This window comes from Longimycelium tulufanense (assembly GCF_014645795.1).
Lineage (GTDB): Bacteria > Actinomycetota > Actinomycetes > Mycobacteriales > Pseudonocardiaceae > Longimycelium > Longimycelium tulufanense.
This window is the reverse complement of sequence record NZ_BMMK01000018.1, coordinates 26,096-49,452: the sequence shown is the minus strand read 5'-3', so window position 1 is coordinate 49,452 and position 23,357 is coordinate 26,096. Positions and strand designations below refer to the sequence as shown.

Annotated in this window: 26 protein-coding genes and 1 tRNA gene; 13 read left to right on the top strand and 14 right to left on the bottom strand. The window is 70.1% G+C overall.

The window, feature by feature from the left end:
- Positions 1-3 precede the first annotated feature (3 nt).
- The 5 genes from IEY55_RS18555 to IEY55_RS18535 are packed head-to-tail and all read left to right on the top strand — an operon-like array spanning position 4 to position 3,315.
- Positions 4-1,146 carry a Gp37-like protein gene (locus tag IEY55_RS18555; protein ID WP_189059566.1) on the top strand — a complete coding sequence of 381 codons (1,143 nt, stop codon included), beginning with the start codon at positions 4-6 and terminating at the stop codon, positions 1,144-1,146.
- Between the two features lie 48 nt (positions 1,147-1,194).
- Positions 1,195-2,097: a hypothetical protein gene (locus IEY55_RS18550; RefSeq protein WP_189059564.1), complete on the top strand. Its 903-nt coding sequence runs from the start codon at positions 1,195-1,197 to the stop codon at positions 2,095-2,097.
- 21 nt (positions 2,098-2,118) lie between these two features.
- The gene (locus IEY55_RS18545) at positions 2,119-2,352 is read left to right on the top strand and encodes a hypothetical protein (RefSeq protein WP_189059562.1); all 234 of its coding nucleotides are present in this window, start codon (positions 2,119-2,121) and stop codon (positions 2,350-2,352) included.
- A gap of 1 nt (position 2,353) precedes the next feature.
- Positions 2,354-3,118: an N-acetylmuramoyl-L-alanine amidase gene (locus IEY55_RS18540; RefSeq protein WP_189059560.1), complete on the top strand. Its 765-nt coding sequence runs from the start codon at positions 2,354-2,356 to the stop codon at positions 3,116-3,118.
- The gene (locus IEY55_RS18535; RefSeq protein WP_189059558.1) at positions 3,115-3,315 is read left to right on the top strand and encodes a hypothetical protein; all 201 of its coding nucleotides are present in this window, start codon (positions 3,115-3,117) and stop codon (positions 3,313-3,315) included. Before IEY55_RS18540 ends, IEY55_RS18535 begins: the two co-directional genes overlap by 4 nt.
- Positions 3,316-3,462: 147 nt before the next feature.
- Here IEY55_RS18535 and IEY55_RS18530 read toward each other — a convergent pair whose 3' ends face one another.
- The 4 genes from IEY55_RS18530 to IEY55_RS18515 form a co-directional block, all read right to left on the bottom strand.
- Positions 3,463-3,879, bottom strand: coding sequence for a hypothetical protein (locus IEY55_RS18530; protein ID WP_189059556.1), 417 nt, complete (start codon positions 3,877-3,879; stop codon positions 3,463-3,465).
- 15 nt (positions 3,880-3,894) lie between these two features.
- Positions 3,895-4,299, bottom strand: coding sequence for a DUF732 domain-containing protein (locus IEY55_RS18525; protein ID WP_229686521.1), 405 nt, complete (start codon positions 4,297-4,299; stop codon positions 3,895-3,897).
- A gap of 329 nt (positions 4,300-4,628) precedes the next feature.
- The gene (locus tag IEY55_RS18520; RefSeq protein WP_189059553.1) at positions 4,629-4,901 is read right to left on the bottom strand and encodes a hypothetical protein; all 273 of its coding nucleotides are present in this window, start codon (positions 4,899-4,901) and stop codon (positions 4,629-4,631) included.
- The gene (locus IEY55_RS18515) at positions 4,898-5,053 is read right to left on the bottom strand and encodes a hypothetical protein (RefSeq protein ID WP_189059551.1); all 156 of its coding nucleotides are present in this window, start codon (positions 5,051-5,053) and stop codon (positions 4,898-4,900) included. The genes IEY55_RS18520 and IEY55_RS18515 overlap by 4 nt, the downstream gene beginning before the upstream one ends.
- A gap of 243 nt (positions 5,054-5,296) precedes the next feature.
- On the opposite strand from IEY55_RS18515, the gene IEY55_RS18510 reads away from it, so the two are divergent.
- Positions 5,297-6,580 carry an NsdA family TPR-like regulatory protein gene (locus IEY55_RS18510; protein ID WP_189059549.1) on the top strand — a complete coding sequence of 428 codons (1,284 nt, stop codon included), beginning with the start codon at positions 5,297-5,299 and terminating at the stop codon, positions 6,578-6,580.
- Here the strand turns inward: IEY55_RS18510 and IEY55_RS18505 are convergent.
- The 3 genes from IEY55_RS18505 to IEY55_RS32125 all read right to left on the bottom strand — a co-directional run bounded on the left by IEY55_RS18505 (position 6,556) and on the right by IEY55_RS32125 (position 9,268).
- Positions 6,556-7,596, bottom strand: a complete 1,041-nt coding sequence (locus IEY55_RS18505; RefSeq protein ID WP_189059547.1) for an NAD-dependent epimerase/dehydratase family protein — start codon at positions 7,594-7,596, stop codon at positions 6,556-6,558. The two genes, IEY55_RS18510 and IEY55_RS18505, sit on opposite strands and share 25 nt — an antisense overlap.
- A gap of 329 nt (positions 7,597-7,925) precedes the next feature.
- Positions 7,926-8,810, bottom strand: a complete 885-nt coding sequence (locus tag IEY55_RS18500) for a fructosamine kinase family protein (RefSeq protein WP_373290029.1) — start codon at positions 8,808-8,810, stop codon at positions 7,926-7,928.
- Complete coding sequence (locus tag IEY55_RS32125) at positions 8,807-9,268, bottom strand: low molecular weight protein-tyrosine-phosphatase (protein WP_268239331.1); 462 nt, start codon at positions 9,266-9,268, stop codon at positions 8,807-8,809. The genes IEY55_RS18500 and IEY55_RS32125 overlap by 4 nt, the downstream gene beginning before the upstream one ends.
- A gap of 172 nt (positions 9,269-9,440) precedes the next feature.
- On the opposite strand from IEY55_RS32125, the gene IEY55_RS18490 reads away from it, so the two are divergent.
- Positions 9,441-9,818, top strand: coding sequence for an ACT domain-containing protein (locus IEY55_RS18490; RefSeq protein WP_189059732.1), 378 nt, complete (start codon positions 9,441-9,443; stop codon positions 9,816-9,818).
- A gap of 10 nt (positions 9,819-9,828) precedes the next feature.
- Here IEY55_RS18490 and IEY55_RS18485 read toward each other — a convergent pair whose 3' ends face one another.
- The 5 genes from IEY55_RS18485 to IEY55_RS18465 form a co-directional block, all read right to left on the bottom strand.
- Positions 9,829-10,317 (bottom strand): PIN domain nuclease, encoded by a 489-nt coding sequence (locus IEY55_RS18485; protein WP_189059543.1) that lies wholly within the window; start codon positions 10,315-10,317, stop codon positions 9,829-9,831.
- Positions 10,308-10,505: a class I SAM-dependent methyltransferase gene (locus tag IEY55_RS18480; protein ID WP_189059541.1), complete on the bottom strand. Its 198-nt coding sequence runs from the start codon at positions 10,503-10,505 to the stop codon at positions 10,308-10,310. Before IEY55_RS18480 ends, IEY55_RS18485 begins: the two co-directional genes overlap by 10 nt.
- A gap of 46 nt (positions 10,506-10,551) precedes the next feature.
- Positions 10,552-10,626: transfer RNA gene (locus IEY55_RS18475), tRNA-Val, on the bottom strand.
- 42 nt (positions 10,627-10,668) lie between these two features.
- Complete coding sequence (locus IEY55_RS18470) at positions 10,669-11,130, bottom strand: peroxiredoxin (RefSeq protein WP_189059539.1); 462 nt, start codon at positions 11,128-11,130, stop codon at positions 10,669-10,671.
- A gap of 90 nt (positions 11,131-11,220) precedes the next feature.
- Positions 11,221-11,655, bottom strand: a complete 435-nt coding sequence (locus tag IEY55_RS18465; RefSeq protein WP_189059538.1) for a DUF3052 domain-containing protein — start codon at positions 11,653-11,655, stop codon at positions 11,221-11,223.
- A gap of 313 nt (positions 11,656-11,968) precedes the next feature.
- On the opposite strand from IEY55_RS18465, the gene aceE reads away from it, so the two are divergent.
- From aceE to IEY55_RS18440, 5 genes are all read left to right on the top strand, one after another.
- Complete coding sequence (aceE, locus tag IEY55_RS18460) at positions 11,969-14,746, top strand: pyruvate dehydrogenase (acetyl-transferring), homodimeric type (protein WP_189059536.1); 2,778 nt, start codon at positions 11,969-11,971, stop codon at positions 14,744-14,746.
- 159 nt (positions 14,747-14,905) lie between these two features.
- The gene (locus tag IEY55_RS18455; RefSeq protein WP_189059534.1) at positions 14,906-15,637 is read left to right on the top strand and encodes a 2-phosphosulfolactate phosphatase; all 732 of its coding nucleotides are present in this window, start codon (positions 14,906-14,908) and stop codon (positions 15,635-15,637) included.
- 11 nt (positions 15,638-15,648) lie between these two features.
- Entirely contained in the window at positions 15,649-16,305 is a 657-nt protein-coding gene (locus IEY55_RS18450; protein WP_229686520.1) for a DUF429 domain-containing protein, read from the top strand.
- Between the two features lie 9 nt (positions 16,306-16,314).
- Positions 16,315-17,118, top strand: a complete 804-nt coding sequence (locus IEY55_RS18445; RefSeq protein WP_189059530.1) for an MBL fold metallo-hydrolase — start codon at positions 16,315-16,317, stop codon at positions 17,116-17,118.
- A gap of 356 nt (positions 17,119-17,474) precedes the next feature.
- Positions 17,475-18,110, top strand: coding sequence for a DUF6801 domain-containing protein (locus IEY55_RS18440; RefSeq protein ID WP_189059528.1), 636 nt, complete (start codon positions 17,475-17,477; stop codon positions 18,108-18,110).
- 82 nt (positions 18,111-18,192) lie between these two features.
- On the opposite strand, the gene IEY55_RS18435 is transcribed toward IEY55_RS18440, so the two are convergent.
- Both IEY55_RS18435 and IEY55_RS18430 read right to left on the bottom strand, forming a co-directional pair.
- Positions 18,193-19,623 (bottom strand): aldehyde dehydrogenase family protein, encoded by a 1,431-nt coding sequence (locus IEY55_RS18435; RefSeq protein ID WP_189059526.1) that lies wholly within the window; start codon positions 19,621-19,623, stop codon positions 18,193-18,195.
- A gap of 306 nt (positions 19,624-19,929) precedes the next feature.
- On the bottom strand, positions 19,930-20,571 hold the full coding sequence (locus IEY55_RS18430) for a mycothiol-dependent nitroreductase Rv2466c family protein (protein WP_189059524.1): 642 nt from the start codon (positions 20,569-20,571) through the stop codon (positions 19,930-19,932).
- A gap of 187 nt (positions 20,572-20,758) precedes the next feature.
- Between IEY55_RS18430 and pepN the strand changes: the two genes are divergently transcribed.
- Positions 20,759-23,317 carry an aminopeptidase N gene (gene pepN, locus IEY55_RS18425; RefSeq protein WP_189059522.1) on the top strand — a complete coding sequence of 853 codons (2,559 nt, stop codon included), beginning with the start codon at positions 20,759-20,761 and terminating at the stop codon, positions 23,315-23,317.
- The last annotated feature ends 40 nt before the right edge of the window (positions 23,318-23,357 follow it).

The window sequence follows — 23,357 nt, the reverse complement described above, 5'->3', positions numbered from 1 at the left end:
GTCGTGGCCGAGTGGCTGATCTACGTGCGCGACGCCGACCGCAACCGGGTCGCCCTGGTCGAGGACTACCAGACCCTGACGCTGATCCGCCGGTTCAACGCGGTGGGCACCTGGGAGTTGGACATCGACCAGCGCACCGCGCCGGCGAGCCAGCTCGCCACGGCCGGCTACGGCATCGAAGTGGTACGCGACGACGGCTCCACCCTGACCACTGTCCTGTCCGGACCCGTTGACCATCGCGCCCGCGTGCGGGATCTGCGCCGTAACCGGCTCCGCCTGACCGGTGTGGACGACATGGTGTGGCTGGCCCGCCGCCTGGCCCACCCCGAACCCGCCACCAGCTCCCCGCCCTACAACACCAACGCCTACGACGTGCGCACCGGCACGGCCAGCACGATCCTGCGCCAGTACGTCGACGTCAACGCCGGCCCCGGGGCCCTGACACCCCGGCAGGTCGACGGCCTGACCCTGGCCGCCGACCCCGCCGTCGGGAGCTCGGTCACCGGCCGGGCCCGCTGGCAGAACCTCCTCGAACTGCTGCAGAAACTCGCCCTGGCCGGCGGCGACCTCGGATTCCAGGTGGTGCAATCCGGCACCGACCTCGAGTTCTCCGTCTACCAGCCCGAAGACAAGACCGGCACGGTGCACTTCTCCGAAGACCTGGGCAACTTGGTCGGGTTCAGCTACGAGGTCCGCGGGCCCAAGGCGTCCTACATCTACGTCGGTGGGGGTGGCGAGGGCACCGCGCGCACGATCCGTGAGGGCCAGGACTCCACCGACGTCGCCACCTGGGGCCGGAACGAAACGTTTGTGGATCGACGCGACACCACCGACACCGGTGAGCTGGACCAGGAGATCACCGAGACTCTCGACACGTCCGGTGTCGAGACCCGCCTGGAGCTCGAGCCCATCGACCTGGACGGCCAGACGTACCTCACCCACTACGACCTCGGCGACAAGGTCACCGTCGTCGTCGACGGCGTCACCATCACCGACATCGTGCGGGCGGTCCGGATCGAGCTCACCCCCGAGGGCCCGCAGAAGGTGATGCCCGACATCACCACACCGGATCCCACGGACGTGCTGGGCCTGTTCCGCCGCCTGGCCGCCGCCGAGGGCCGCATCAGCAACCTCGAACGCCGCTGATCCCGCAGCATTTCTTGGATCCGACGACTACTCGCCGGAGGGATTCCCATGCCCACCTCTCTCGATACGTTCGCGCCATATGACGCCGGCGCCGGCGCCGATGTCACCGAGGACACCTGGCGCAAATTCATGCGCCATATGCTGGGCAGCGGGGCGGATGGAATCCTGCGGAACATCGCCAACGATTTCGAAGTCTTCGGCGACAGCAGCGGACTCCAGGTCAAGGTCAAGACCGGCGAATGCTTCATCCGCAGCCAGTGGGGCGAGTCCACCAGCCAGAAGACACTCGCCATCGCCACCGCCGATCCCACCGATCCTCGCAAGGACCGCGTCATTCTGCGCAATGACTTCGTGGACAACGTGGTGGAATTGGATGTCCTCACCGGCACCCCGGCCGCATCCCCCACCACACCCTCGCTGACCCAGAACACCAGCCAGTGGGAAACCAGTCTGGCCGTGGTCGACGTCGCCGCCGGAGCGACCACCATCGCCGCCGGTGACGTCACCGACGACCGCAACTACGCCATCCCCATGCACCGGGCCCGGCAGTCCACCGCCCAGACGTTCAGTACGGGCACCCAAACCAAGGTGGAATTCGACGGCACCGCCGACCACACTTCCGCCGGCGACGTTGTGGTTTCCGGCACCGGCAACGTGGATTTCACGCTCAAACGCGCCGGACTCTGGTTCGTGTCAGCCAACATCGTGTTCAACTCCGGCACCGCCAACGAACGCTTCCTCGCGATCACCGATGACGGCAATACCGTCCGCTACACTGCCGCGAACAATAACACCGGCACCGCGTCGTTTCTTAACTGCAGCACGACCAGACGTTTCGCCGTCGACGACGTGTTGAGTGTTCACGCTCTCCAGTCCAGCGGCGCCAACCTCGACACCGCCCCAGGAACGTTGAACCACATCTGGTTCACGCTCGAATGGCGCGCCCCCTGACCCTCCGCACCGGAGGTGACCATGACCGACCGCGACGGCGTCGTCATCCCACTCGAACAACTGTTCGCCGAACTCCGCGGCATCCGCGACGAGGTCCGGGAGATGCGCACCGAACTCCGCACACTCCACGACCACGAAACCCGCCTGCGGGCCATCGAACGCAAACTCTGGCTCGCCGCCGGCCTCGCCGCGGGCCTCGGCGGCGGCGCCGGCGCCGGCCTGTTCGCCGCCCTGCAATCCGTCCTAGGAGGTTGAGATGCGGATCATTCCCAGATCCGCGTGGGGCGCCCAGCATCCCAACGGATGCGGACTCGCGCCGCTCCCGGCCACCGAAGTCTGGCTTCACCACTCCGTGACCGCTCCCACGATCTCGATGCGCGAGCTCGAGGAGATCGGCCACCGCCGCTTCGGCTGTGGCATCTCCTACACCTGGGTCGTCTACCCCGACGGCCGTATCTGCGAGGGACACAGCATCGGCCGCCAGGGCACCCACACCGCCGGCCGTAACGACCGTGGCCGGGCGGTGTGCCTGGTCGGCAACTACGACCTCGATCGGCCCACCGAGGCGCAGATCGACGCGGTGGCCTGGCTGCTGCGCCACGCCCACGCCCAGGGCTGGATCACCGCCCCGCGGCTGTCCGGCGGACACCGGGACGTCTACCCCACCGCCTGCCCCGGCCACTGGGCCTACCAGGCGATACCCGAGATCAACCACCGCGCGACGGAGGCCGACGACATGTTCACCGACGACGACCGCCGCCGCCTGGCCGAGCTCCACGAGTGGTGGCAACACGGCATCGACGGCATCCGCCACGCTGGCGACCGCTACCTCAAGCTCGTCCGCATTGAACAGCAGCTCGCCGCGGTGCCGCCGGTCGATCCGCGCGCCGTCGCCGACGCGCTCCGACCCGACCTCACCGCGGTCGTCCGTGAGGTCCTGGGGACCGACAACGCCGACCAGGCCGACGCGATCGTGGACAAGCTCGCCGAACGACTCGGCAGAACGGGAGTGCAGCAGTGAGGATCGCCACCTACGCCAAGGCCCTCCTCGGCGCCCTGGCCGCCGGACTCGGCTCGCTGGCCACCGCGCTCACCGACGGCACAATCACCCCGGCGGAATGGATCGCGGCCGCCGGCGCCGCCCTCGCCGCGCTCGGGGTGGTGTACCGCGTACGCAACCGACCCACCACACCCAAGCCGGTCCCGTCGGTCGACTGATCCCCTGATCGCCCGCCACCCCCAGGGCGGGCCCGTCCACGCCCGGCGGCGAGCGTGGACAACTCCAACGCCCCCGACGCTGGCCAGGACTCCCCTCCTGGTCGAGCGTCGGGGGCGCTTTTCTTATGGCCAGCTACGAGTGCCCAGTCAGGTGGTCATGATCCCCACCAACAGGTCAACGGCCGTGTTGGCGGCATCCCGTCGCCGAGACGGGATCATCTGCGCGCACTCGACGTAGAGGCGGTGGTTGTGCCCGTCGAACCCGACTCGCGCCAGTCGGCGGAAGTGCGGCGACGCCAGCCCTGGCGCCCGGTTGCTGGTGAGGTTCGCCGGCAGCCCACCCAACGTCCCGGCTACCGCAACACAGGCCAGCTCGACTAGCCGCGCGCACGTCGCCGCGTCCTCAACCACCAGCGTGATCGCCACATCCTGGCAGCTCGTACACCCGTCGAAGGCCGCGCCGATCAGCTCCCCGATCAGGTCGTAATTGATCTGCTGGCCGTCGGGACCGGGTGGCCGCTGATCAGCCCCGGCTATGAAGTCGGCGGCATGCTCATGAGTCACAGGCGCTCTCTCCGTTCATTCGGTGGCGACACCGGGACACAGGTGATGTGAGGCCGCCGCCACCACGATCACGGCCCGATTCCCCAAGCCAGACTCATTCCATCCCTTGCCGCTGTAGTCGACGAGGCTCTCCGCGACCGCAAGTGTCGTCCGGCCCACATCCCCGTACGTGCGGCGAAGATGGTCACAGGCCCGCAGTCCCGTACGGAGCCACAACCCCCGCGCGTCGGTGGTGACGTTGTCCGGGAACTGTCCCGACGTGTCCAGGAACTCGATGTACTGGTCGCGCGGTGACGGTGTTGCACTCGACGACGTCACAGCCGGTGCCATGGGTGCCCCTCGCGGCGTGGTGTCGGGCTCCGGTTGGGCAACCATGAGCATTACGAACAGTAGAACCGTCAGGGCCGCGACACCGGTCACGGCCCATACGGTGGGCGAATTGGTCAATGGTGCTTCCCAACGTTGACGTCGTGTGTTCGGTATCTCCCCCGGTGGAACGTGAGTGTTAGCCCGTCCGCGTCTCGACCATTCGATCAGGCGATGAAGCATGGGCACTGGCGTCAGAACCCGATGGTGCCGGCGCACCCTATGCATCTGGTGCGCCGGCCCCGGGATCCCCTGGGACCGCCGAGCCCGATGATCTCCGTAGGCCCTCCCTACGGATGATGACGGTCGAACAGGAGACGAGGGCCCGCCCCCGCTGGTCGGGGATGAGGCACCGTCGTGCCGTACTCAACGGGGGCGGGGGTCTACTGAAGGTCGTCGTCGAACCCGGCGAGCAGAGGGTTCGGTGCTGGTGGCCGGTCGGAGAACGCGCCAGCGGCCGCGAGGCCATCGGCAACCTTCATGAAGCAGGCCACGCACGGCATGCCCTCGTTGGTCTTCTCGACCAGGGCCCGGTTGACCTCGAGCCCGCACAGTGCGACGAGCGGATCCTGGTCCGGGGCGGGGAAGGCATGCACCTGGGTCCGTGTCTGACTGCCGGGAACGACGACCAGCCAGAACTCAAGCTCCTCGTTCACGACGCGGCCCGCCCGGCCGCCACCCGGCGCGGCGTGCCCGGCACGGTCGTGTTCAACCGAACCCGGACCCGTCGGGCCCGCAACGGCGCCATCCGCCGATTCCACTCCTCGACTTCCTCCGAGGACATGGGTTGCCATACACGCAGATCCATGGGTCTCTCCCGACCTGCTCGGGTGTTGATCGTGCGCGGCGGAGCCGGTCCGTCGGGGGAGTGGATCCGGCCCCGCCGCATCCCCGAAACCAGTGCTTCGGGGTGCCCTCACCGTCGTCACCAGGGGCGTGTCGGGTGGAGGTCATTGGCGTGCCGTTGATGAGCCATTGGTGTGCCGTTGCGCCGGAGAAGCCGGACCTGGCGTGATCGTGTCGCTACCGTCTGCGGCACTGGGAGGTTGAGATGCCGCCATCCCGCCGCCGCGAACCCCGAACCCGGCTCGCACAACTGGTCAAGCAACGGCGCTGGTCAGTCGAGGAGTTCTGCGCTCGGTTCACCGAAGCGGGTCGCGGAGAGGGGACGGTGTCGCTGAGCCGACGCCAGGCCACCCGGTGGCTGTCCGGAGACGTGGACGAGCCGCGCCCGGCACAGCAGCGCGTGCTCGAACACCTGTTCGGTGAGCCGCTGGAGGCGCTGCTCGGGTCTCCCGTGACGTCAGCGGACCCGGTGGCACCGCCACCCAGTGACGAGGAGCGTCTGATGACCGCCGCCCGGGACACGACTGCGCACGTGATGTCAACCGCGGCGGCGCTCGACCCGATCGCGTTAGAGCAGCTGCACGCCGAGGCCCGCCGCCTGGCGCACGCCTATTTCCACACCGCCCCGGCTGCGCTCGCGCGCGAGCTGCTCACGTTCCGCCAGACCGTCAGGGACCAGCTCGAGCGGACGAGGAAGCCAGGGCAGCAAGCCGAGCTCTACCTCATCCTGGGTCAGGTGTCGGGTCTGCTCTCGGCGTCCGCGGCCGCCGTGGGTCAGTTCGACGTGGCGGAGGAGTACGCCCGCGGTGCCTATGGCTATGGCTCACTGGTGGACTCGCCGAGCCTGTGCGCCTGGGCACGGGCATGGCAGGTGGCCTCGACGTTCTGGTCCGGTAGGGCCCATCTCGCGGCAGAGCTGTCGGCAGCCGCGGTCCGTTCGGCGCCGCCTGGCACGGCCCGTGCCCGGTTGTGGGCGGTGAATGCGCGGGCGCTGGCGCTGCTGGGGGCACGCGGTGAGGTCGAACAGGCGCTCGGCCGGGCCGCCGACGAGCTGGATCGTGCCGGCAGTGATCCGCTGCTGGACGGGGTCGGCGGTGAGCTGTGTTTCGGCCGCAGTCGAACCGCCCTGTGTGCGGGCACAGCCTATGTCGCGTTGCGGGACGCCCACCGCGCCGAGGAGGCCACGATGCTCGCCCTGCGGTTGTTCGCCGAGCGGGAACGGTGGCGGCCGGGTGAGCTCGGGGCGACGGTGGATCTGGCCGCGGCGCGCACGCTTCGCGGCGATCTGGCCGGCGCCGAGGAGGCACTGGCACCCGTGTTCACCCTGGAGCTGGACCATCGCACTGAGGCACTCCGACTCCGGCTCGTCCACCTCACACGCGTGCTCGGTACGGCTCGCTATCGACAGTCCCTCGAGGCCCGGCGGATCACCGAGCAGGCCACGGAGTTCGTGCGCCCTGCCGGTCAGTGGCTGGCCATCACCGGCTGATCCTTGCCGTCGATCGCGGCGAGGATCTGTGCCTCGCGCTCGGGTGTGATGCCCAGCTCGGCGGCCCGGCCGTGCTGGACGGGTGTTGCGCCGGTGGTCATCCAGTCCCAGGTGTCGCGCATGGTGTCGGTGATCGACCGCGTGGTCAGCCCGGCGAGTCGGGCTCTGCGGGAGCCCACGGCCCAGGTGCCGGGGTAGGGGCGCCAGAGCGGGAGTTCGGTCCAGTGCCGGACACGATGCCGGAGCAGCACCTCATCCGCAGCCCACACCAGCCGTGCCGCCGACCGAGTCGCACGGGCCGCCGCGGCCAGAAGGTCGCCGAACGTCTCATGCCCGTCACCGACCAGGTTGAACGTGCCGGTGGGGCCGCCCGGCACCGCGGCCTGGATGGCGAAGCGGGCGGTGTCACGGACGTCGATCGGCTGGATCCGGCGGTCAGGATCACCGGGCGCCAGCACGGTGCCGCCGCGGGCGAGGCGGCGCAGCCACCACGCGGTGCGGCCCACGTACTCGCGCGGACCGAGGATCACGCCCGGCCGGAGGATGACCGTCCGTCCCGGCCCGAAGATCCAGCGGACGGCGCGCTCGCATCCGGCCTTGCCGTACCCGTAGCGGCTGGGCCGAGGGTCACCGTCGTAGCCGTAGTCGGGGCCCGCATCGTGTGGTGTGTCGAGGATCGGCGAGTCCTCGTCGAGCGGTTCGACCGGCCAGCCGCGGTAGACCGACACCGTCGAGACGAACACGTACCGGTCGGCCACCGGTTCGAGGGCGCGCGCGACATCGAGCACGTTGGCGGGGATGTAGCCGGAGGTGTCGACGACGGCATCCCAAGGCCCGGCGGCGGCCCGGTCGAGATCGGTGAGGTTGTTGCGGTCGCCCGTGATGAGCACTGTGCCGGGCGGTTGTTCGCCGGTTCGGCCCCGCCTGAACGTGGCCACCGTCCAGCCGTCGTCCCTCGCCTGTTCAGCGACCGCGCGTCCGAGGAACCATGAGCCGCCGAGGATCAGCATCCGCATGCCGGCCATCGTGGCGTGGCGATCATGGCCCGTCGTCGCCCAGCTCGGTGATGATGCCGTGATCAACGGGTACTCTGTCCGCACTGCCCCGGCTGTGCAGATCCTGTCGCGCACAGCCACGGGGCGGCGGATGATCACCAAGGCGCCCGCCTCTCATTTAGGGAGAGGCGGGCGCCTCGCTGTGGTGTCCCAGATCTGTCCCAGATTCGCCGTGCCCGGCCTGGTCAGTGCGAGATGGGAACTACCCGACAACAGTAGGACGCCTACCTAAGCAAGCCGCAGGTGGCCCGGTGTTCTTCCTCCGCTCCCCGCGATGCCCGGCACCGGGATCAGGCCGCGGCCAGTGCGGAACGAGCGGCGGACAGCGCCGACCCCGCGTAGGACCTGCCGAACAGCACGACGTGCACCAGGAGCAGGAAGAGCTGGTGCAGGGGGATGCGGTCGGCCCAGCCGGGCGCCAGGGGCGCGACCTCGTGGTAGGCGGCGACGGCGCGGTCCAAGTGGGGGCAGCCGAACAGGTGCAGGCTGGCGAGGTCGGTCTCGCGGTGGCCGCCGTGTGCGGCCGGGTCGACCAGCCAGGCACGGCCATCGGCGGCCCAGTGCACGTTGCCGCCCCACAGGTCCCCGTGCAGGCGTGCCGGGGGTTCGACCGGGCCGGCGATCTCCGGCAACCGATCGCACACGCGCGCGATCTCCCTGCTCTCCGACGCGCTCAGCGTTCCCTCGTCGACCACGCGCCGCAGGTAGGGCTCGATGCGCTGGGTGGCAAAGAACTCCGGCCAGTCCGCGGAGGGCTCGTTGCGCATCGGTGCCAGCCCGACCCACGCATCGGCGGGCCCACCGGGCGGTGGGGCACCGAAGGCGGGCGCACCGGCGGCGTGCAGCGCGGCCAGGTCGCGGCCCAGTTGCTCGGCGGCGGCCCGGCTCGGCCGACCGGGCTCGACCCGCGCCATGACCAGCCAGCTGTCGTCGTGCCCGCGGACCGCGGGCACGGGGACCGCGCCGGCGGCGCCCAGCCAGTCCAGACCGGCGGCCTCGGCGACCATCGCGCCGGGCAGGTCCGCCAGGGACGTCTTGGCGATCACGACGTCGCCGCCGGCCAGCTGGACCTCGTAGATCTCGCTGGCGTCACCGCCACCCACGCGGCGACCGTCCACCGGCCGGTCGCCGGTGATCCCGGCGACCGCCTCGAGCAGCGCGGCGTGCCGGGTCACGCGGCGAGCCTCCCGCGCACCCAGTCCAGCAGGCCGGGCATGGCCGCCTCGATCATGCCCAGCACGTCGGTGAAGCCCTGCCGGCCGCCGTAGTACGGGTCGGGCACGTCGTGATCGTCGGCGTCGGGGTCGAAGGACCGCAGCAGGCGCACCCGGTCCGGGTCGGCGACCAGCCGGCGCAGCGCCCGGTCGTGGCCCCGGTCGAGCGCGACGAGGAGGTCGGCGTCCAGGTGCCCGGTGCCGACCTGCTCGGCGGTGTGCTCGGTCGGATACCCGTGGTTGGCCAGCGTCTTCGCGGCCCGCGGGTCGGCGGTGTCACCGACGTGCCACCCGTCGGTGCCGGCGCTGGTCACCCGAACCTGGTCGGCGAGCCCGGCCCGATCCAGATGGGCGCCGAACACCGAGGCCGCCATCGGCGACCGGCAGATGTTTCCGGTACAGACGAAGCACACGTGCACGGCGCCACACCCTAGAGGCCAACCGGCCTCCGTGCCCGTGCCGTGTGGACTCTTCGGGACACCCCGAGGCGTCGCCGCCACCGGAGACCCATGCTTCGAGGGGGTCCCGGTACCGCGGTCGGGGAGGGAGACTGGGCACGTCCAGCACAACCCATCTGCCGGGAGGTGCGTGATGGACGTCGTTCTCGTCGAATGCCCGAACCAGCCCGGCGAGGTTGCGCGGGTGAGCGAGGCGATCGCCGCGAAAGGGATCAACATCAAGACAGGTGCCTGCTTGTGCTGCGGCGACCGGGGCACCATCGGCCTGGTCACCAGCGATGAGTCCGGCACGCGTGCCGTGCTCGACGAGGCGGGGATCTCCTACCGCACGCTGGAGTGCATGACGGTGACCATGCCCGACCGGCCCGGTGAGCTGGCCCGGGTGAGCCGACGCCTCGCCGAGGCGGGGGTCAACATCGAGTTCTTCGCGCCGACGGTCCTGGACGAGGAGACAACGCTCGCGGTCGGCGTCGCCGACGCCGAAATCGCCCGCAAAGCACTCGCTGGGTGACAGTGGGATCTCACGATCTGGTGGCCGGTTCGCCGGCCACCAGGTCGTTGCGGCCGTGGCCACCCCTGCCAGCGGCGGCTTGCGGCTGGTCGATGCTGCCGCGAGGTACGACCCATTCGTGCGGTTGGCCGGTCATCGCCGCGGTCAGTTCGAAGTCGGGGTCGTAGTGGAGCAGGACAGCGCCATGGCGCTCCGCAACAGCGGCGATCAGCAGGGCCGGGACCTTCCTGCCCCGAAGCCCCTGCTCCGCCAACGCACGCTGCACCCCGAGGGCCCGGCTGAAGTCCTCGGACTTGATCTCAACCGGCGGGATCAGCCGGACCGATTTCATGAGGTGGTCCCACTCGGCAGCATTTCGCGCGGAGAAACCCAGCTCCAGATCCGTCACGGCGCACCGGCCGAGCATGCCCGCGGTGAGCAGTTCGCGTACGGCCGCACGGACTGGTGCCACGCCGAGCCTGGTCAGGACGCTCGTGTCAGCGAGGTGCGTCAACGCCACGCTTCGTCTCGATCCTCGAACTGGAACGAAGCCAGGACATCCAACGCGGCGTCGATGTCACGGCCTTCCGGATCACGACCCGACGCGATGCGCAGTGCGACGTTGACCGTGTCTTTCAACGTCTTGGTACCCAGGCGTTCCCGAGCGGCGACGAGCGCCGCCTCGTCGAGATCCACCAGGTGTTTCACCAAGCCAGTATATACCACTGTGCCAGTAGATATATCCCACCCCGGCTGGTGGGCGCAGCAGGGTTCGAACCTGCGACCCCTCGGTTGTAAGCCGAGTGCTCTCCCGCTGAGCTATGCGCCCCCGCCCCGCACCGCGCGCCGGCGGCACGGGGCTCGACTCGGGTCAGGCCAGCGCCGCGAGCGCCTTCTTCCAGGCGCCCTGGTCCCGGGCCTCGCCGGGCTGGTTCAGCTCGGCGAACCGCACCACGCCCTGCTTGTCGACCAGGAACGTACCCCGGTTGGCCATGCCGGCCTTGTCGTTGAACACACCGTAGGCCCTGGCCACCTCGCCGTGCGGCCAGAAGTCCGACAGCAGCGGGAAGGTGTAGCCCTGCTGCTCCGCCCACGCCTTGAGGCTGAACGGTGTGTCCACCGACACACCCAGCACCTGCACGTCGTCGTTCTGGAACTCGCCGATCTCGTCCCGGACCTGGCAGAGCTCACCCTGGCAGATCCCGCTGAACGCGAACGGGTAGAAGACCAGCAGAACGTTCTTCTCGCCCCGGAAGCCGGACAGGCTCACCTGCTGCTTGTTGTAGTCCGGGAGCGTGAAGTCCGGGGCCTCGGTACCGACCTCGAGCGGCATGGGAAGCATCTCCTACTGCGTCGCGGGCTGCCTGCCCCGCCAGCCTAGAGGCTGGCCGGGCCGGCCAGCCCCGGGGAGGTGAGCGCCGTCTCAGCGCTTGGACTTCGGCTTGGCCTTGGCCCCGATCAGGCGGGTGGCCGACCAGTCCTCGGACAACGAGACCGGGGAGGCCGACGACAGCCCGGCGGTCTTGGCCGCCTCGGCGATGTCGCTCGGCTCGACGTACCCCTCACGCCCGGTCTTGGGGGTGAGCACCCACACGACGCCGTCGTCCGCCAGCGGGCCGATCGCGTCCACCAGGTCGTCGGCGAGGTCGCCGTCACCGTCCCGCCACCACAGCAGGACGACGTCCATGACGTCCTGGGCGTCCTCGTCGAGGAGCTCGCTGCCGCACCGCTCCTCGACGGCGGCCCGGACCTCGTCATCGACGTCCTCGTCCCAGCCGAGCTCCTGGACCACCATGTCAGGCTCGATGCCAAGCTTCTCGGCGACACCGATCTTGCCGGCGTCTCCCGCGGCGACCACGCCTTCTCACTCCTCCAATTGCGCCAGTGCGGCGGCTTTCGTCCGTCCCGGGACGGCGCCGCCGCACCTGTCGGTCCAACAAGGTCGCGGTTAGCGAACACTGACGGCGCCCACCTGCGCAACCGCACACCCATGGACACGCCGAACGGGTTGCCCCAACATGGCCCGCCACACCCCTCGATCGGCCGATTGACAGTTACCCGTCAGTAAGTTCTGGGTCCCTTTCATCGCGCGCGCGTATAGGAGGGATGATGGACCCGATGGGCACCTGCCCTATCCGTGCACAAGTCGACGACGCAGGCTAGGAGAACCCTTGGCCCCGCAGAACAACGGCGCCGGTGGCACGGGCACCCCGGAGCGGGTGCGCGTCATCCGCGACGGCATGGCCGCCCACCTCCCGGACATCGACCCGGAGGAGACGGCCGAGTGGCTGGAGTCCTTCGACGCGATGGTGAAGGCGTCCGGCCAGCAGCGCGCCCGCTACCTGATGCTCCGGTTGCTGGAGCGCGCCAGGGAACGCCGCGTCGGCGTCCCCTCGCTGGTCAGCACCGACTACGTGAACACGATCCCCACCGAGCAGGAACCCTGGTTCCCCGGTGACGAGGAGACCGAGCGGCGGTACCGCGCGTGGATCCGGTGGAACGCCGCGATGATGGTCCACCGGGCGCAGCGGCCCGGTGTGGGTGTGGGTGGCCACATCTCCACGTTCGCGTCCTCGGCCTCGCTCTACGAGGTTGGTTTCAACTGGTTCTTCCGCGCCAAGGATCACCCGGGCGGGGGTGACCAGATCTTCGTCCAGGGGCACGCCTCCCCCGGCATCTACGCCCGGGCGTTTCTGGAGGGCCGGCTCTCGGCGTCCCAGCTCGACGGCTTCCGCCAGGAGCTGTCGCACGCCGGGCCGGGCGGCGGCCTGCCGTCCTACCCGCACCCGCGGCTGATGCCGGACTTCTGGGAGTTCCCGACCGTCTCCATGGGCCTGGGCCCGATGAACGCGATCTACCAGGCCCGGTTCAACCGGTACCTGCAGGACCGCGGTATCCGCGACACCTCCGCGCAGCGGGTGTGGGCCTTCCTGGGCGACGGCGAGATGGACGAGCCGGAGTCGCGCGGTCTGATCCACGTCGCGGCCAACGAGGGCCTGGACAACCTGACCTTCGTGATCAACTGCAACCTGCAGCGGCTGGACGGCCCGGTCCGCGGCAACAGCAAGATCATCCAGGAGCTGGAGGCGTTCTTCCGCGGCGCCGGCTGGAACGTCATCAAGGTCATCTGGGGCCGGGAGTGGGACGCGTTGCTGCACGCCGACCGCGACGGCGCGCTGGTGAACCTGATGAACATCACGCCGGACGGCGACTACCAGACCTACAAGGCCAATGACGGCTCCTACGTACGGGAGCATTTCTTCGGTCGCGACCCGCGCACCAAGGAGCTGGTCGCGCACATGAGCGACCAGGACATCTGGAACCTCAAGCGCGGCGGGCACGACTACCGCAAGGTCTACGCCGCGTACAAGGCGGCGGCCGAACACGTCGGCCAGCCCACGGTCATCCTGGCCAAGACGATCAAGGGCTACGGCCTGGGCCCGACGTTCGAGGCGCGCAACGCCACGCACCAGATGAAGAAGTTCAACCTGGAAGATCTCAAGCAGTTCCGGGACTCGTTGCGCATCCCCGTCACCGACGCCGACCTGGAACACGACCCGTACCGGCCGCCGTACTACAACCCGGGGCCGGACTCGCCGGAGATCCAGTACCTGGTCGAGCGGCGTCGCCAGCTGGGTGGCTACCTGCCCGAGCGGCGGGCCAAGAGCAAGCCGCTGGTGCTGCCGGGCGACAAGGTCTACGACGTCATCCGGCGTGGCTCGGGCAAGCAGGAGGTCGCCACCACGATGGCGTTCGTCCGGCTGGTCAAGGACCTGGCCAAGGACCCGGAGATCGGGCCGCGGCTGGTGCCGATCATCCCGGACGAGGCGCGGACGTTCGGCATGGACTCCATGTTCCCGACGCAGAAGATCTACAACCCGCACGGGCAGCTCTACACGTCGGTGGACGCCAAGCTCATGCTCGCCTACAAGGAGAGCGAGCGCGGGCAGATCCTGCACGAGGGTATCAACGAGGCCGGCTCGACCGCGTCCTTCACCGCCGCGGGCACGTCGTACGCCACGCACGGCGAGCCGATGATCCCGATCTACATCTTCTACTCGATGTTCGGGTTCCAGCGCACCGGTGACGGGCTGTGGGCGGCCGCCGACCAGATGACGCGGGGCTTCGTGCTGGGCGCCACCGCCGGCCGCACCACGCTGACCGGTGAGGGCCTGCAGCACAACGACGGGCACTCGGTGTTGCTGGCGCACACCAACCCGGCGGTGGTGGCCTACGACCCGGCGTGGTCGTTCGAGGTGGCGCACATCGTCAAGGACGGCCTGCGCCGGATGTACGGGGACAACCCCGAGGACATCTTCTACTACCTCACGATCTACAACGAGCCCTACCAGCAGCCGGCCGAGCCGGAGGGGCTGGACGTGGAGGGCCTGCTGCGCGGCCTGTACCGGTACCTGCCGGCGGAGGGTGGCACCGGGCCGCGGGTGCGGCTGTTGGCCTCCGGTGTGGCGATGCCGTGGGCGTTGCGGGCGCGGGAGCTGCTGGCCGAGGAGTGGGGCGTGCGGGCCGACGTGTGGTCGGCGACGTCGTGGTCGGAGCTGCGCCGCGAGGCGGTGGAGTGCGACCGGCACAACCTGCTGCGCCCCGAGGCCGAACAGCGTGTCCCGTACGTGACCAAGGCGCTGTCCGGCGTGTCCGGACCGGTGTTGGCGGTGTCGGACTGGATGCGTGCGGTGCCGGACCTGATCCGGCCGTACGTGCCGACCGACATGGTCACCCTGGGCACCGACGGGTTCGGTTTCTCCGACACCCGGCCGGCCGCGCGGCGGCACTTCCTGGTGGACGCGGAGTCCATCACGGTGGGCGCGCTGGCGGCGCTGGCTCGGCGGGGCGAGGTCGACAAGGCGAAGGTGGCCGAGGCCGCGCGCAAGTACCGGATCGACGACGTGCAGGCCGCCGGCCCGCAGACGTCGGACCCGGGCGTGGCCTGACCAGTCGCCGTAAGGCATGGAGGCGGCCCGCGTGCTTCCCAGTACGCGGGCCGCTTTGCGTGCTGGGGTGAGTTGTTCTCCTCGCTCTGGCTCAGTCCCCCCACAGTGGGCGGGGAAATCGAGTGGTGGGTCGCGGTACGCCCGGGCAGCATCGGCCGGATGAGCGATCAGGCCGGGTACGACGTGCGGCTGGAGTGGGGGCGGGAGGGCGTCGAGGTTCTCGGCCGTTCCTGTGGCGTCTTGGTTGTGGTCGATGTGCTGACTTTCAGCACGACTGTGGACCTCGTGGTGGCGCGCGGTAGCAAGGTGCTGCCGCTGCGATGGCGTGACGAACGCGCTCGTGGCGAGGCCCACCAGCGCAAAGCGGTTCTCGGCGTCGCCGAGAACGGGTGGCCCGCCCGCCCCTCCCGGTTGCCTGACTTGCCGAACCGGGCGATGTTGGCGGTGCCCTCCCCCAATGGGGCCACGTTGTCGGCAGCGGCAGCCGAGACCGACGCAGTCGTCCTCGCGGGCTGCCTCCGCAATGCGGGCGCTGTCGGTGCCGCGGCGACGGGGATCGCCGGGGGTCATCCGATCGGGGTCATCCCGGCCGGGGAACGGTGGGGAGCCGGGCATCGGGAGGGACTGCGGCCGGCGGTGGAGGATTTTCTCGGCGCCGGGGCGGTGGTCGCCGCCCTCGCCGACGCTGGAACGACGCTGTCGCCCGAGGCGGAGCTGGCCGCGGAAGCCCTTGCCGCGGCGCGGCCTCGACTCACCGAGCTCATCGCCAACTGCTCGTCCGGGCGTGAGGTGGTGCAGGCCGGTTTCGCCGATGACGCCGTGCTGGCGGCACAGCTGGACAGCAGCCGGACGGTGCCGATGCTTGTCGATGGGGTGTTCGAGGCACGATGACAGTTGCTGGTGTGGATGGGACGCGCGGTGGCTGGGTGGTCGCCGTCGTGGCTGGCCCGCGCCATGTGCGCTGGCACGTCCTGCCCACCGCCGCCGAGGTAATGGCGGTGACCACGGACTGCGCTGCCGTGGGCGTGGACATCCCCATGGGTCTCGCCGAGCAGGGCGCGCGAACGTGCGATCTGCTCGCGGCCCGCCGGCTCGGAGCCGCCCGCTCCTCGGTGTTCCCGGCTCCGGTCCGCGCCGTACTCGGGCAGCCCGGCTACGCCGAAGCATGCGAGGCGGCTCGGGCCGCCACGGGCAAGGCGATCAGCCGGCAGGCATGGAACCTCGTACCGAAGATCGCCGACTGGGAACGCAGCCTGTCGCCGCAGGACCAGGACCGGGTGGTCGAGGTCCACCCCGAGTCGAGCTTCCGGGCAATGGCGCCGGCGGTGGCGTTTGCGGGCAAGCGCACGACGCGTGGAATCGGGCAACGCCTCGCGGCGCTGAGGCGCTTTGTCGACAGCGGCACGGTACTCGCCGGCATCCCGCCCGGGCCGGGCTTGGGCGACGCGGTGGACGCACTCGCGGCCGCGTGGTCAGCAGCCCGCTGGCGGGACGGCACCGCCGAGGTGCTCGGCGACGAGGTCGACCCTCGTGGCCTGCGGATGCGCATCGTGGTCTAGGAGGAGCGGGTGGACACCGGGCGGTGGGTGGAAGTCGACGACCGGGTGTGGGTGCGCCGGTGTGCCGAGCTGGACCAGTCGCTCGGTCTGGTCGTGGGCGAAGAGCGGTGCCTGGTGGTCGACACCGGCACGGACGACGTCCACGGCGCGGCATGGGCCGAGGCGGTCCGCCATCTCACCACCCTGCCCTGGAGCGTGGTGGTGACCCACGCCCACTGGGACCACTTCTTCGGCACATCGGCATTCCAGCCATGCGCTGTCTGGGCCCATCCTCGATGCCGCCGGGCGGTGGAGACTTCAGCCGAGGAACAGCGCGCCGAGTGGGTGGAGTGCTACCGCGAACAGGGCAAGGAGGTTGCGGCCGACCGGCTCGCGGCAGCAACCCTGGTCCTGCCGAACCACGACGTGCCGCATCAGGTCGAGCTGGATCTGGGCGGGCGCCACGTGGAGTTGTGCCATCTCGGGCGGGGCCACACGGACAACGACATCGTCGTGCATGTGCCCGACGCCAAAGTCGTCTTCGCGGGCGATCTCGTCGAGCAAGGAGCACCGCCGTCGATCGGACCAGACTCGGTGCTGCCCGAATGGCCGTCCACACTGGACGCAGTGATCGAAATGCGGACACGCCTCGTGGTCCCGGGGCACGGCGACCCAGTAGCGAACGCATTCGTTGCCCGCCAACGGGATGAGCTGAAACAGCTGGCGGACCTCGTAGCTGCGGTACACGCGGGTGAGCTGTCCATGGAGGACGCGCTACACCGCTCCCCCTACCCGGAGGAATACACAAGACCAGCTTTCCCCAGCTCTGTCTGACAAAGCACCGCAAGGTCCTCGTGCCCGACCTGTCGACGCGGGACCCGGACAGTGCCGCCACCAGCAATCCAGTCAGCGGCGCTTAGCCGCCACCCTGCCCGGATATCGATACAGCGGGCGGCTTTGCGCTACACCAAACGCCCCTCCGTTATCCGCCAACAGGTTTGGCGTCTGGAGGAATTCCCTCTCGCGTCTGCAGCCAGCCGGGTTGACGGAGCACGATGCGAACGTCTGCGCCTGGCGGGACTGGTTCGACTCTTTGCGGCCTACCGCAGATGGCCGGCCGGTCCCGTAGCCGAGATATCGGGTCCGGGCACCGGGACGGTCCCGGGCACCGGCCCGAGAAAGGATGGACCATGCGCACGTTCCGGATCCTCTTCGCGGGTGCCGCGGCCGCAGCCCTGTTCCTGGGCGCGTCGGCGACCGCGAGTGGTGCCGGTACCGCCGACCCCGTCTCCCTCTCCGTCACCTACACCTGCGACTTTCCCCTGATCGGCAAGCAAGATCTGCCGGTGAAGATCTCCGGCACCATGCCGGACACGGCGGTGGTGGGCCAGCCCACCACCGTGGCGGACTACGAGGCGGACGCCACCGTGCACGAGGCCATCACCGACGTGCTGCGTCAGCTGGAGGCCAAGACGGTCGAGGGAACCGGCACGGCGGGTGTCAAGGCGACCGACGGCGCCGGCGTCACCCGGGAATACGAGGTCGACCTGACCGTGCCCAGGACTCCCGTTCCCGAGACCGGTGGCCTCGTCGTCCCCGCCAAGGGCGCGGTTCCCCCGATGACCGCCGACAACCCCGGTGTCGCGCGGTTCGACATCACCCCGAACTTCGCCACCACGCTCACGCCGAAGAAGGCGGACGGCTCCCTCACGGATCTCGGCACCTTCACGTTGAACTGCAACCTCAAGCCCGGTGAGAAGACGCATCTCGGCGACGTTCTCGTGACGGAGTCCGTCGCCGGCCACCAGCCCGCGACCAGGGAATGACCTGAGCGGGCAACACGAAACCCCACCCCACGATCCGGGCCCGGTCGGAACCTTCCGACCGGGCCCGGTCACATCCGGTACCTCAGCGCTGGATGGCCTTCAGCTCGGTGAACTCGGCCAGGCCGTGGCGGCCGAACTCGCGTCCGTTACCGGACTGCTTGTAACCACCGAACGGAGCGCTGGTGTTGAACGGCGCCGCGTTGATGTCGACGGTGCCGGCACGCAGGCGACGAGCCACGGCCATCGCACGGTCGGAGTCCGCCGAGAAGACGCCGGCGGCGAGGCCGTAGATCGTCGAGTTGGCGATCTCAACCGCGTCGTCGGTGTCCCGGTAGGGCAGGATCGACAGCACCGGACCGAAAATCTCCTCCTGCGCGATCGTCATCTCCGGCCGCACCGCGCCGAACACCGTGGGCCGCACGAAGTAGCCGCGCTCGAGGCCCTCGGGAGCCTCCGGGCCACCGCACGCCAGCGTCGCGCCCTCCTCGACACCCTTGCGGATGTAGCCGACCACGCGGTCCCGTTGCGCCGCCGACACCAACGGGCCGAGTCGGGTCGACTGCTCGGCGGGGTCGCCCGGCACGTACTTGGCCGCGGCGGCGGCCGCCAGCTCCACGGCCTCGTCGTGCCGGTCGGCGGGCACGAGCATCCTGGTCCACGCTGAGCACGACTCGCCGTTGTTCATGTAGCAGTAGGCCACGCCCAGCTTGACGGCCTTGGTGAGGTCGGCGTCGTCGAGGATCACGTTGGCGGACTTGCCTCCCAGTTCCAGCGCGACCCGCTTCACGGTCTGCGCGCCCAGTTCGGAGACGCGCCGGCCGGCCCGCGTCGAGCCGGTGAACGACACCATGTCGACCTTCGGGTGCGCCGCCAGTGCCTCACCCACTACCGGGCCGGTGCCGTGCACCAGGTTGAACACGCCGGCCGGCACCCCGGCCGCGGAGATGATGTCGGCGAGCAGGCCGGCGGTCAGCGGCGCCAGCTCGCTCGGCTTGAGCACCACCGTGCAGCCGACCGCGAGCGCCGGCACGACCTTGGCCACGGTCTGCTGCAGGGGGAAGTTCCACGGGGTGATGGCGGCGACGACCCCGACCGGCTCGCGCACCACCAGCGAGTGGCCGATCTCCTCCGGGTTGCCGAAGCCGGCCTCCAGCTCGGCCAGTACCCCGTCGACGATCCCGATCGGGTTCGGTACCTGCACCTTGCTGGCGAAGCTGATCGGCGCGCCCACCTCGGCGGTGATGGTGGCGGCCAGCTCGTCGGCCCGTTCCCGCAGCCCCGCACCGATCCGCCGGACCACCTCGACGCGCTGCTCGACCGGCGTGGCCGCCCACGCCGGGAACGCGCGGGCCGCGGCCGTCACCGCGGCGCCCGCCTCGGCGGCGGTGCCGGCCGGGACGGCGGCGATGGCCTCCTCGGTGGCCGGGTTGACGACGTCGATCCGCTCGGTGGAGCCGGCAACCCGCTCCCCGGCAATGAGGTGGTCGGTGCGGGTGGTCACCGGTGCCGCCATGGGTCCTCCCAGAGGCTTGTAACACTCGACGCTGAGACTGCGTTGAGCCTGTCACATCCGGCCGCCCGGCAGCCACCCACCGATCCAGCGAGGCCGGACGGTCGCCGACCCGCGAGCACCCGGTCGGCGGCCGCACGGCTTTCACCCGGAGTACACCTGGTGATCGCACCCGGCCGCCGCCGGGCCGAAAGAACCTCGAGCGGGCCGGCCACCGCGACCGGCCGATCCCGGGCGAACACCCGCACCCGGTCCGCAACCACGAGCTCTGCCAGCCGGGACAAGGAGCGGTGCCTGCTCGCGGTGACCTCAGTCGAAGACCGGGTCCTCGGTCCGGGTCCGCTTCAGCTCGAAGAAGTGCGGGTAGCCGGCGAGCAGCCGGGCACCGTCGAAGACCCGGCCCGCCTCCTCCCCGCGCGGGATGCGGGACAGCACCGGACCGAAGAAGGCGATCCCGTCGACGTGGATGACGGGCGTGCCCACGTCCATGCCCACCGGGTCCATCCCGGCGTGGTGGCTGGCCCGCAACGCCTCGTCGTACTCGGTGGAGTCGGCGGCCGCGGCCAGCTCGGCGGGTAGCCCGACCTCGGCCAGCGCCGCGGCCACCACCGCCGGGCGGTCCCGCTCCCCCTTGTTGTGGAATCGGGTGCCCATGGCCGTGTAGAGCGGGGCGAGCACCTCCTCCCCGTCCCGCTGGGCCGCGGCGATCAGCACCCGCACCGGGCCCCACCCCGACTCCAGCAGCCGGCGGTAGTCCTCCGACAGGTCGGCCCGCCCCTCGTTGAGCACCGACAGGCTCATCACGTGGAACCGCAGCTCGATGTCGCGGACCCGCTCGACCTCGAGCATCCAGCGGGAGGTGAGCCACGCCCACGGGCAGACGGGGTCGAACCAGAAGTCCACCCGGGTCTTCCTGGTGGTGCTCGGCTCGGTGTTCGCTCCGGTCGTCATACGCGCCTCTTTCCCTCGCACGCTCGCACTGCACTCGCACGGCAGGGGCCACCAACGGGGTACCCCTCGCCTCACTCAACCGGACGAGCCGCGCCGGTGTTCCCGCCCGAACTGGCCGGCGGCAATCCCCCCGAACGTGATTGGATTCGGCGGGAAGCAGGAATCGAGCTGGAGGAACGAGGTGGAGATGGCCCCGCCCAACCTGACCCGGGAGCAGGCGCAGCAGCGGGCTGAGCTGCTGGACGTGGCGTCGTATGACGTCGATCTGGATCTCACCGATGGTGCGGGTCGCCCGGGCGAGGTGGTGTTCCGTTCGGTGACCCGGGTGCGGTTCCGCTCCCGGCGGGCGGGGGCGTCGACGTGGATCGACCTGGTGGCCGACGGCGTGGACCGGGCGGTGCTCAACGGCGTCGAGCTGGACGTCTCCGCCTACCGCGAGGAGGACGGGATCCCCCTGCCGAAGCTGGCCGAGCACAACGAACTCCTGGTCGAGGCGCGGTGCCGGTACACCAACACCGGTGAGGGCCTACACCGGTTCGTCGACCCCGTCGACGGGGGCGTCTACCTCTACACGCAGTTCGAGACGGCGGACGCCAAGCGGATGTTCGCCTGTTTCGACCAGCCGGACCTGAAGGCGGTCTACGCGCTGTCGGTGACCGCGCCGGCGGACTGGAAGGTGATCTCCAACGCCGCGGTGGAGCAGGTGGAGCCGGCTGGTGCGGCGCGCCGGCACGTCTTCGCCACCGGCAAGCCGATGTCGACCTACCTGGTGGCGTTGGTGGCCGGTCCCTATGTGGAGTGGCGGGACAGCTACGTCGATGCCGACGGGGAAATCCCGCTGGGGCTGTACTGCCGGGCCTCACTCGCCGAGCACCTGGACACCGAGCGCCTGTTCACCGAGACCAAGCAGGGTTTCGAGTTCTTCCACCGCGCTTTCGGGGTGCGGTATCCGTTCGGCAAGTACGACCAGTGCTTCGTACCGGAGTTCAACGCCGGCGCCATGGAAAACGCCGGGTGCGTGACCTTCTTGGAGGACTACGTCTTCCGCAGCCGCGTGACGCGCTACATGTACGAGCGGCGCGCGGAGACCGTGCTGCACGAGATGGCACACATGTGGTTCGGCGACCTGGTCACCATGCGCTGGTGGGACGACCTGTGGCTGAACGAGTCGTTCGCCACCTGGGCCAGCGTCTTCGCCCAAGCCGAGGCCACCGAATACGTCCACGCCTGGACCACGTTCGCCTCCATCGAGAAGGCGTGGGCCTACCGGCAGGACCAGATGCCCTCCACCCACCCGATCGCCTGCGACATCGTCGATCTGCAGGCGGTGGAGGTCAACTTCGACGGCATCACCTACGCCAAGGGCGCCGCGGTGCTCAAGCAGCTGGTCGCCTACGTCGGGGTGGACAACTTCCTGGCCGGGTTGCGCCTGTACTTCGACAAGCACGCCTGGGGCAACGCCACCCTGGCAGACCTGCTGTCCGCCCTGGAGGAAGCCTCCGGCCGCGATCTGTCCGGCTGGAGCGCCCAGTGGCTGGAGACCACCGGCCTCAACCTGCTGCGGCCCAGCTTCACGGTCGACGCCCAGGGACGGTTCACCGACTTCGCCGTCCTGCAGGGCCCGGCCCGCCCCGGCAGGGGCGAGCACCGCACCCACCGGCTGGCGGTCGGCATCTACGACACCGACGACACCGGGCACCTGGTACGCACCCACCGCGTCGAACTCGACGTCAGCGGCGACCGCACCGAGGTTGCCGACCTCATCGGCGTGCACCGCGGCAAGCTCGTGCTGGTCAACGACGACGACCTCACCTACTGCACGATGCGCCTGGACCCCGACTCGCTGGCCACCCTCATCGACCACATCGGCGACATCGCCGAACCGCTGCCCCGGTCCCTGTGCTGGTCCGCCGCCTGGGAGATGACCCGAGAAGCCGAACTCAAGGCCCGCGACTTCCTCACCCTCGTCCTCGGCGGCATCCCCACCGAAACCGAGGTCGGCATGGTCCAGCGCCTGCTGCTGCAGGCGCAGACCGCGGTGAACTCCTACACCGACCCGGGCTACACCGAGCAGGCGTGGCGCCGGTTCACCACCAAGGTGATGGAGCTGGCCCGCTCCGCCGAACCCGGTTCGGACCACCAGCTCGCCTTCGTCAACGCACTCACCGGCTCGGTGCTGGACGCCGAGCAGCTCGCCGCGATCCGGGGTTGGCTGGACGGTTCCGCCCCGCTACCCGGTCTCACCGTCGACACCGACCTGCGCTGGCGCCTCCTCCAGGCCCTCGCCGCCCACGGCGCCGCCGACGACACCGAGATCACCGCCGAGCTGGAGCGCGACAACACCGCCAGCGGCCGGCGGCAGGCGGAACGGGCGCGGGCCCTGCTGCCGACACCGGCGGCCAAGGCGGAGGCGTGGCGGCGCGCGGTGCACGACGACGAGCTGCCGAACGCGATCAACGACGCCATCATCAGCGGTTTCTCCCACCCGGCGCAGAAGCGGCTGCTGGCGCCCTACGTCGCGCGGTACTTCGCGGACGTGGCCGGCGTGTGGGAGCGGCGCTCCAGCGAGCGTGCGCAGCCCACGGTGGTGGGCCTGTTCCCGGCGTGGGCGGTGGACCGGGCGACGCTGGCCGCGGCGGACGAGTGGCTGGGGCAGGACCGGCCGCCCGCCCTGCGACGGCTGGTGACGGAGGGCCGTTCGGGCGTGGAGCGGGCGCTGGCGGCCCGCGAGTTCGACCGTTCCTGACCTTGCGGATCGGTCCCCGTGGCGGCTGGCGGTACCCGGC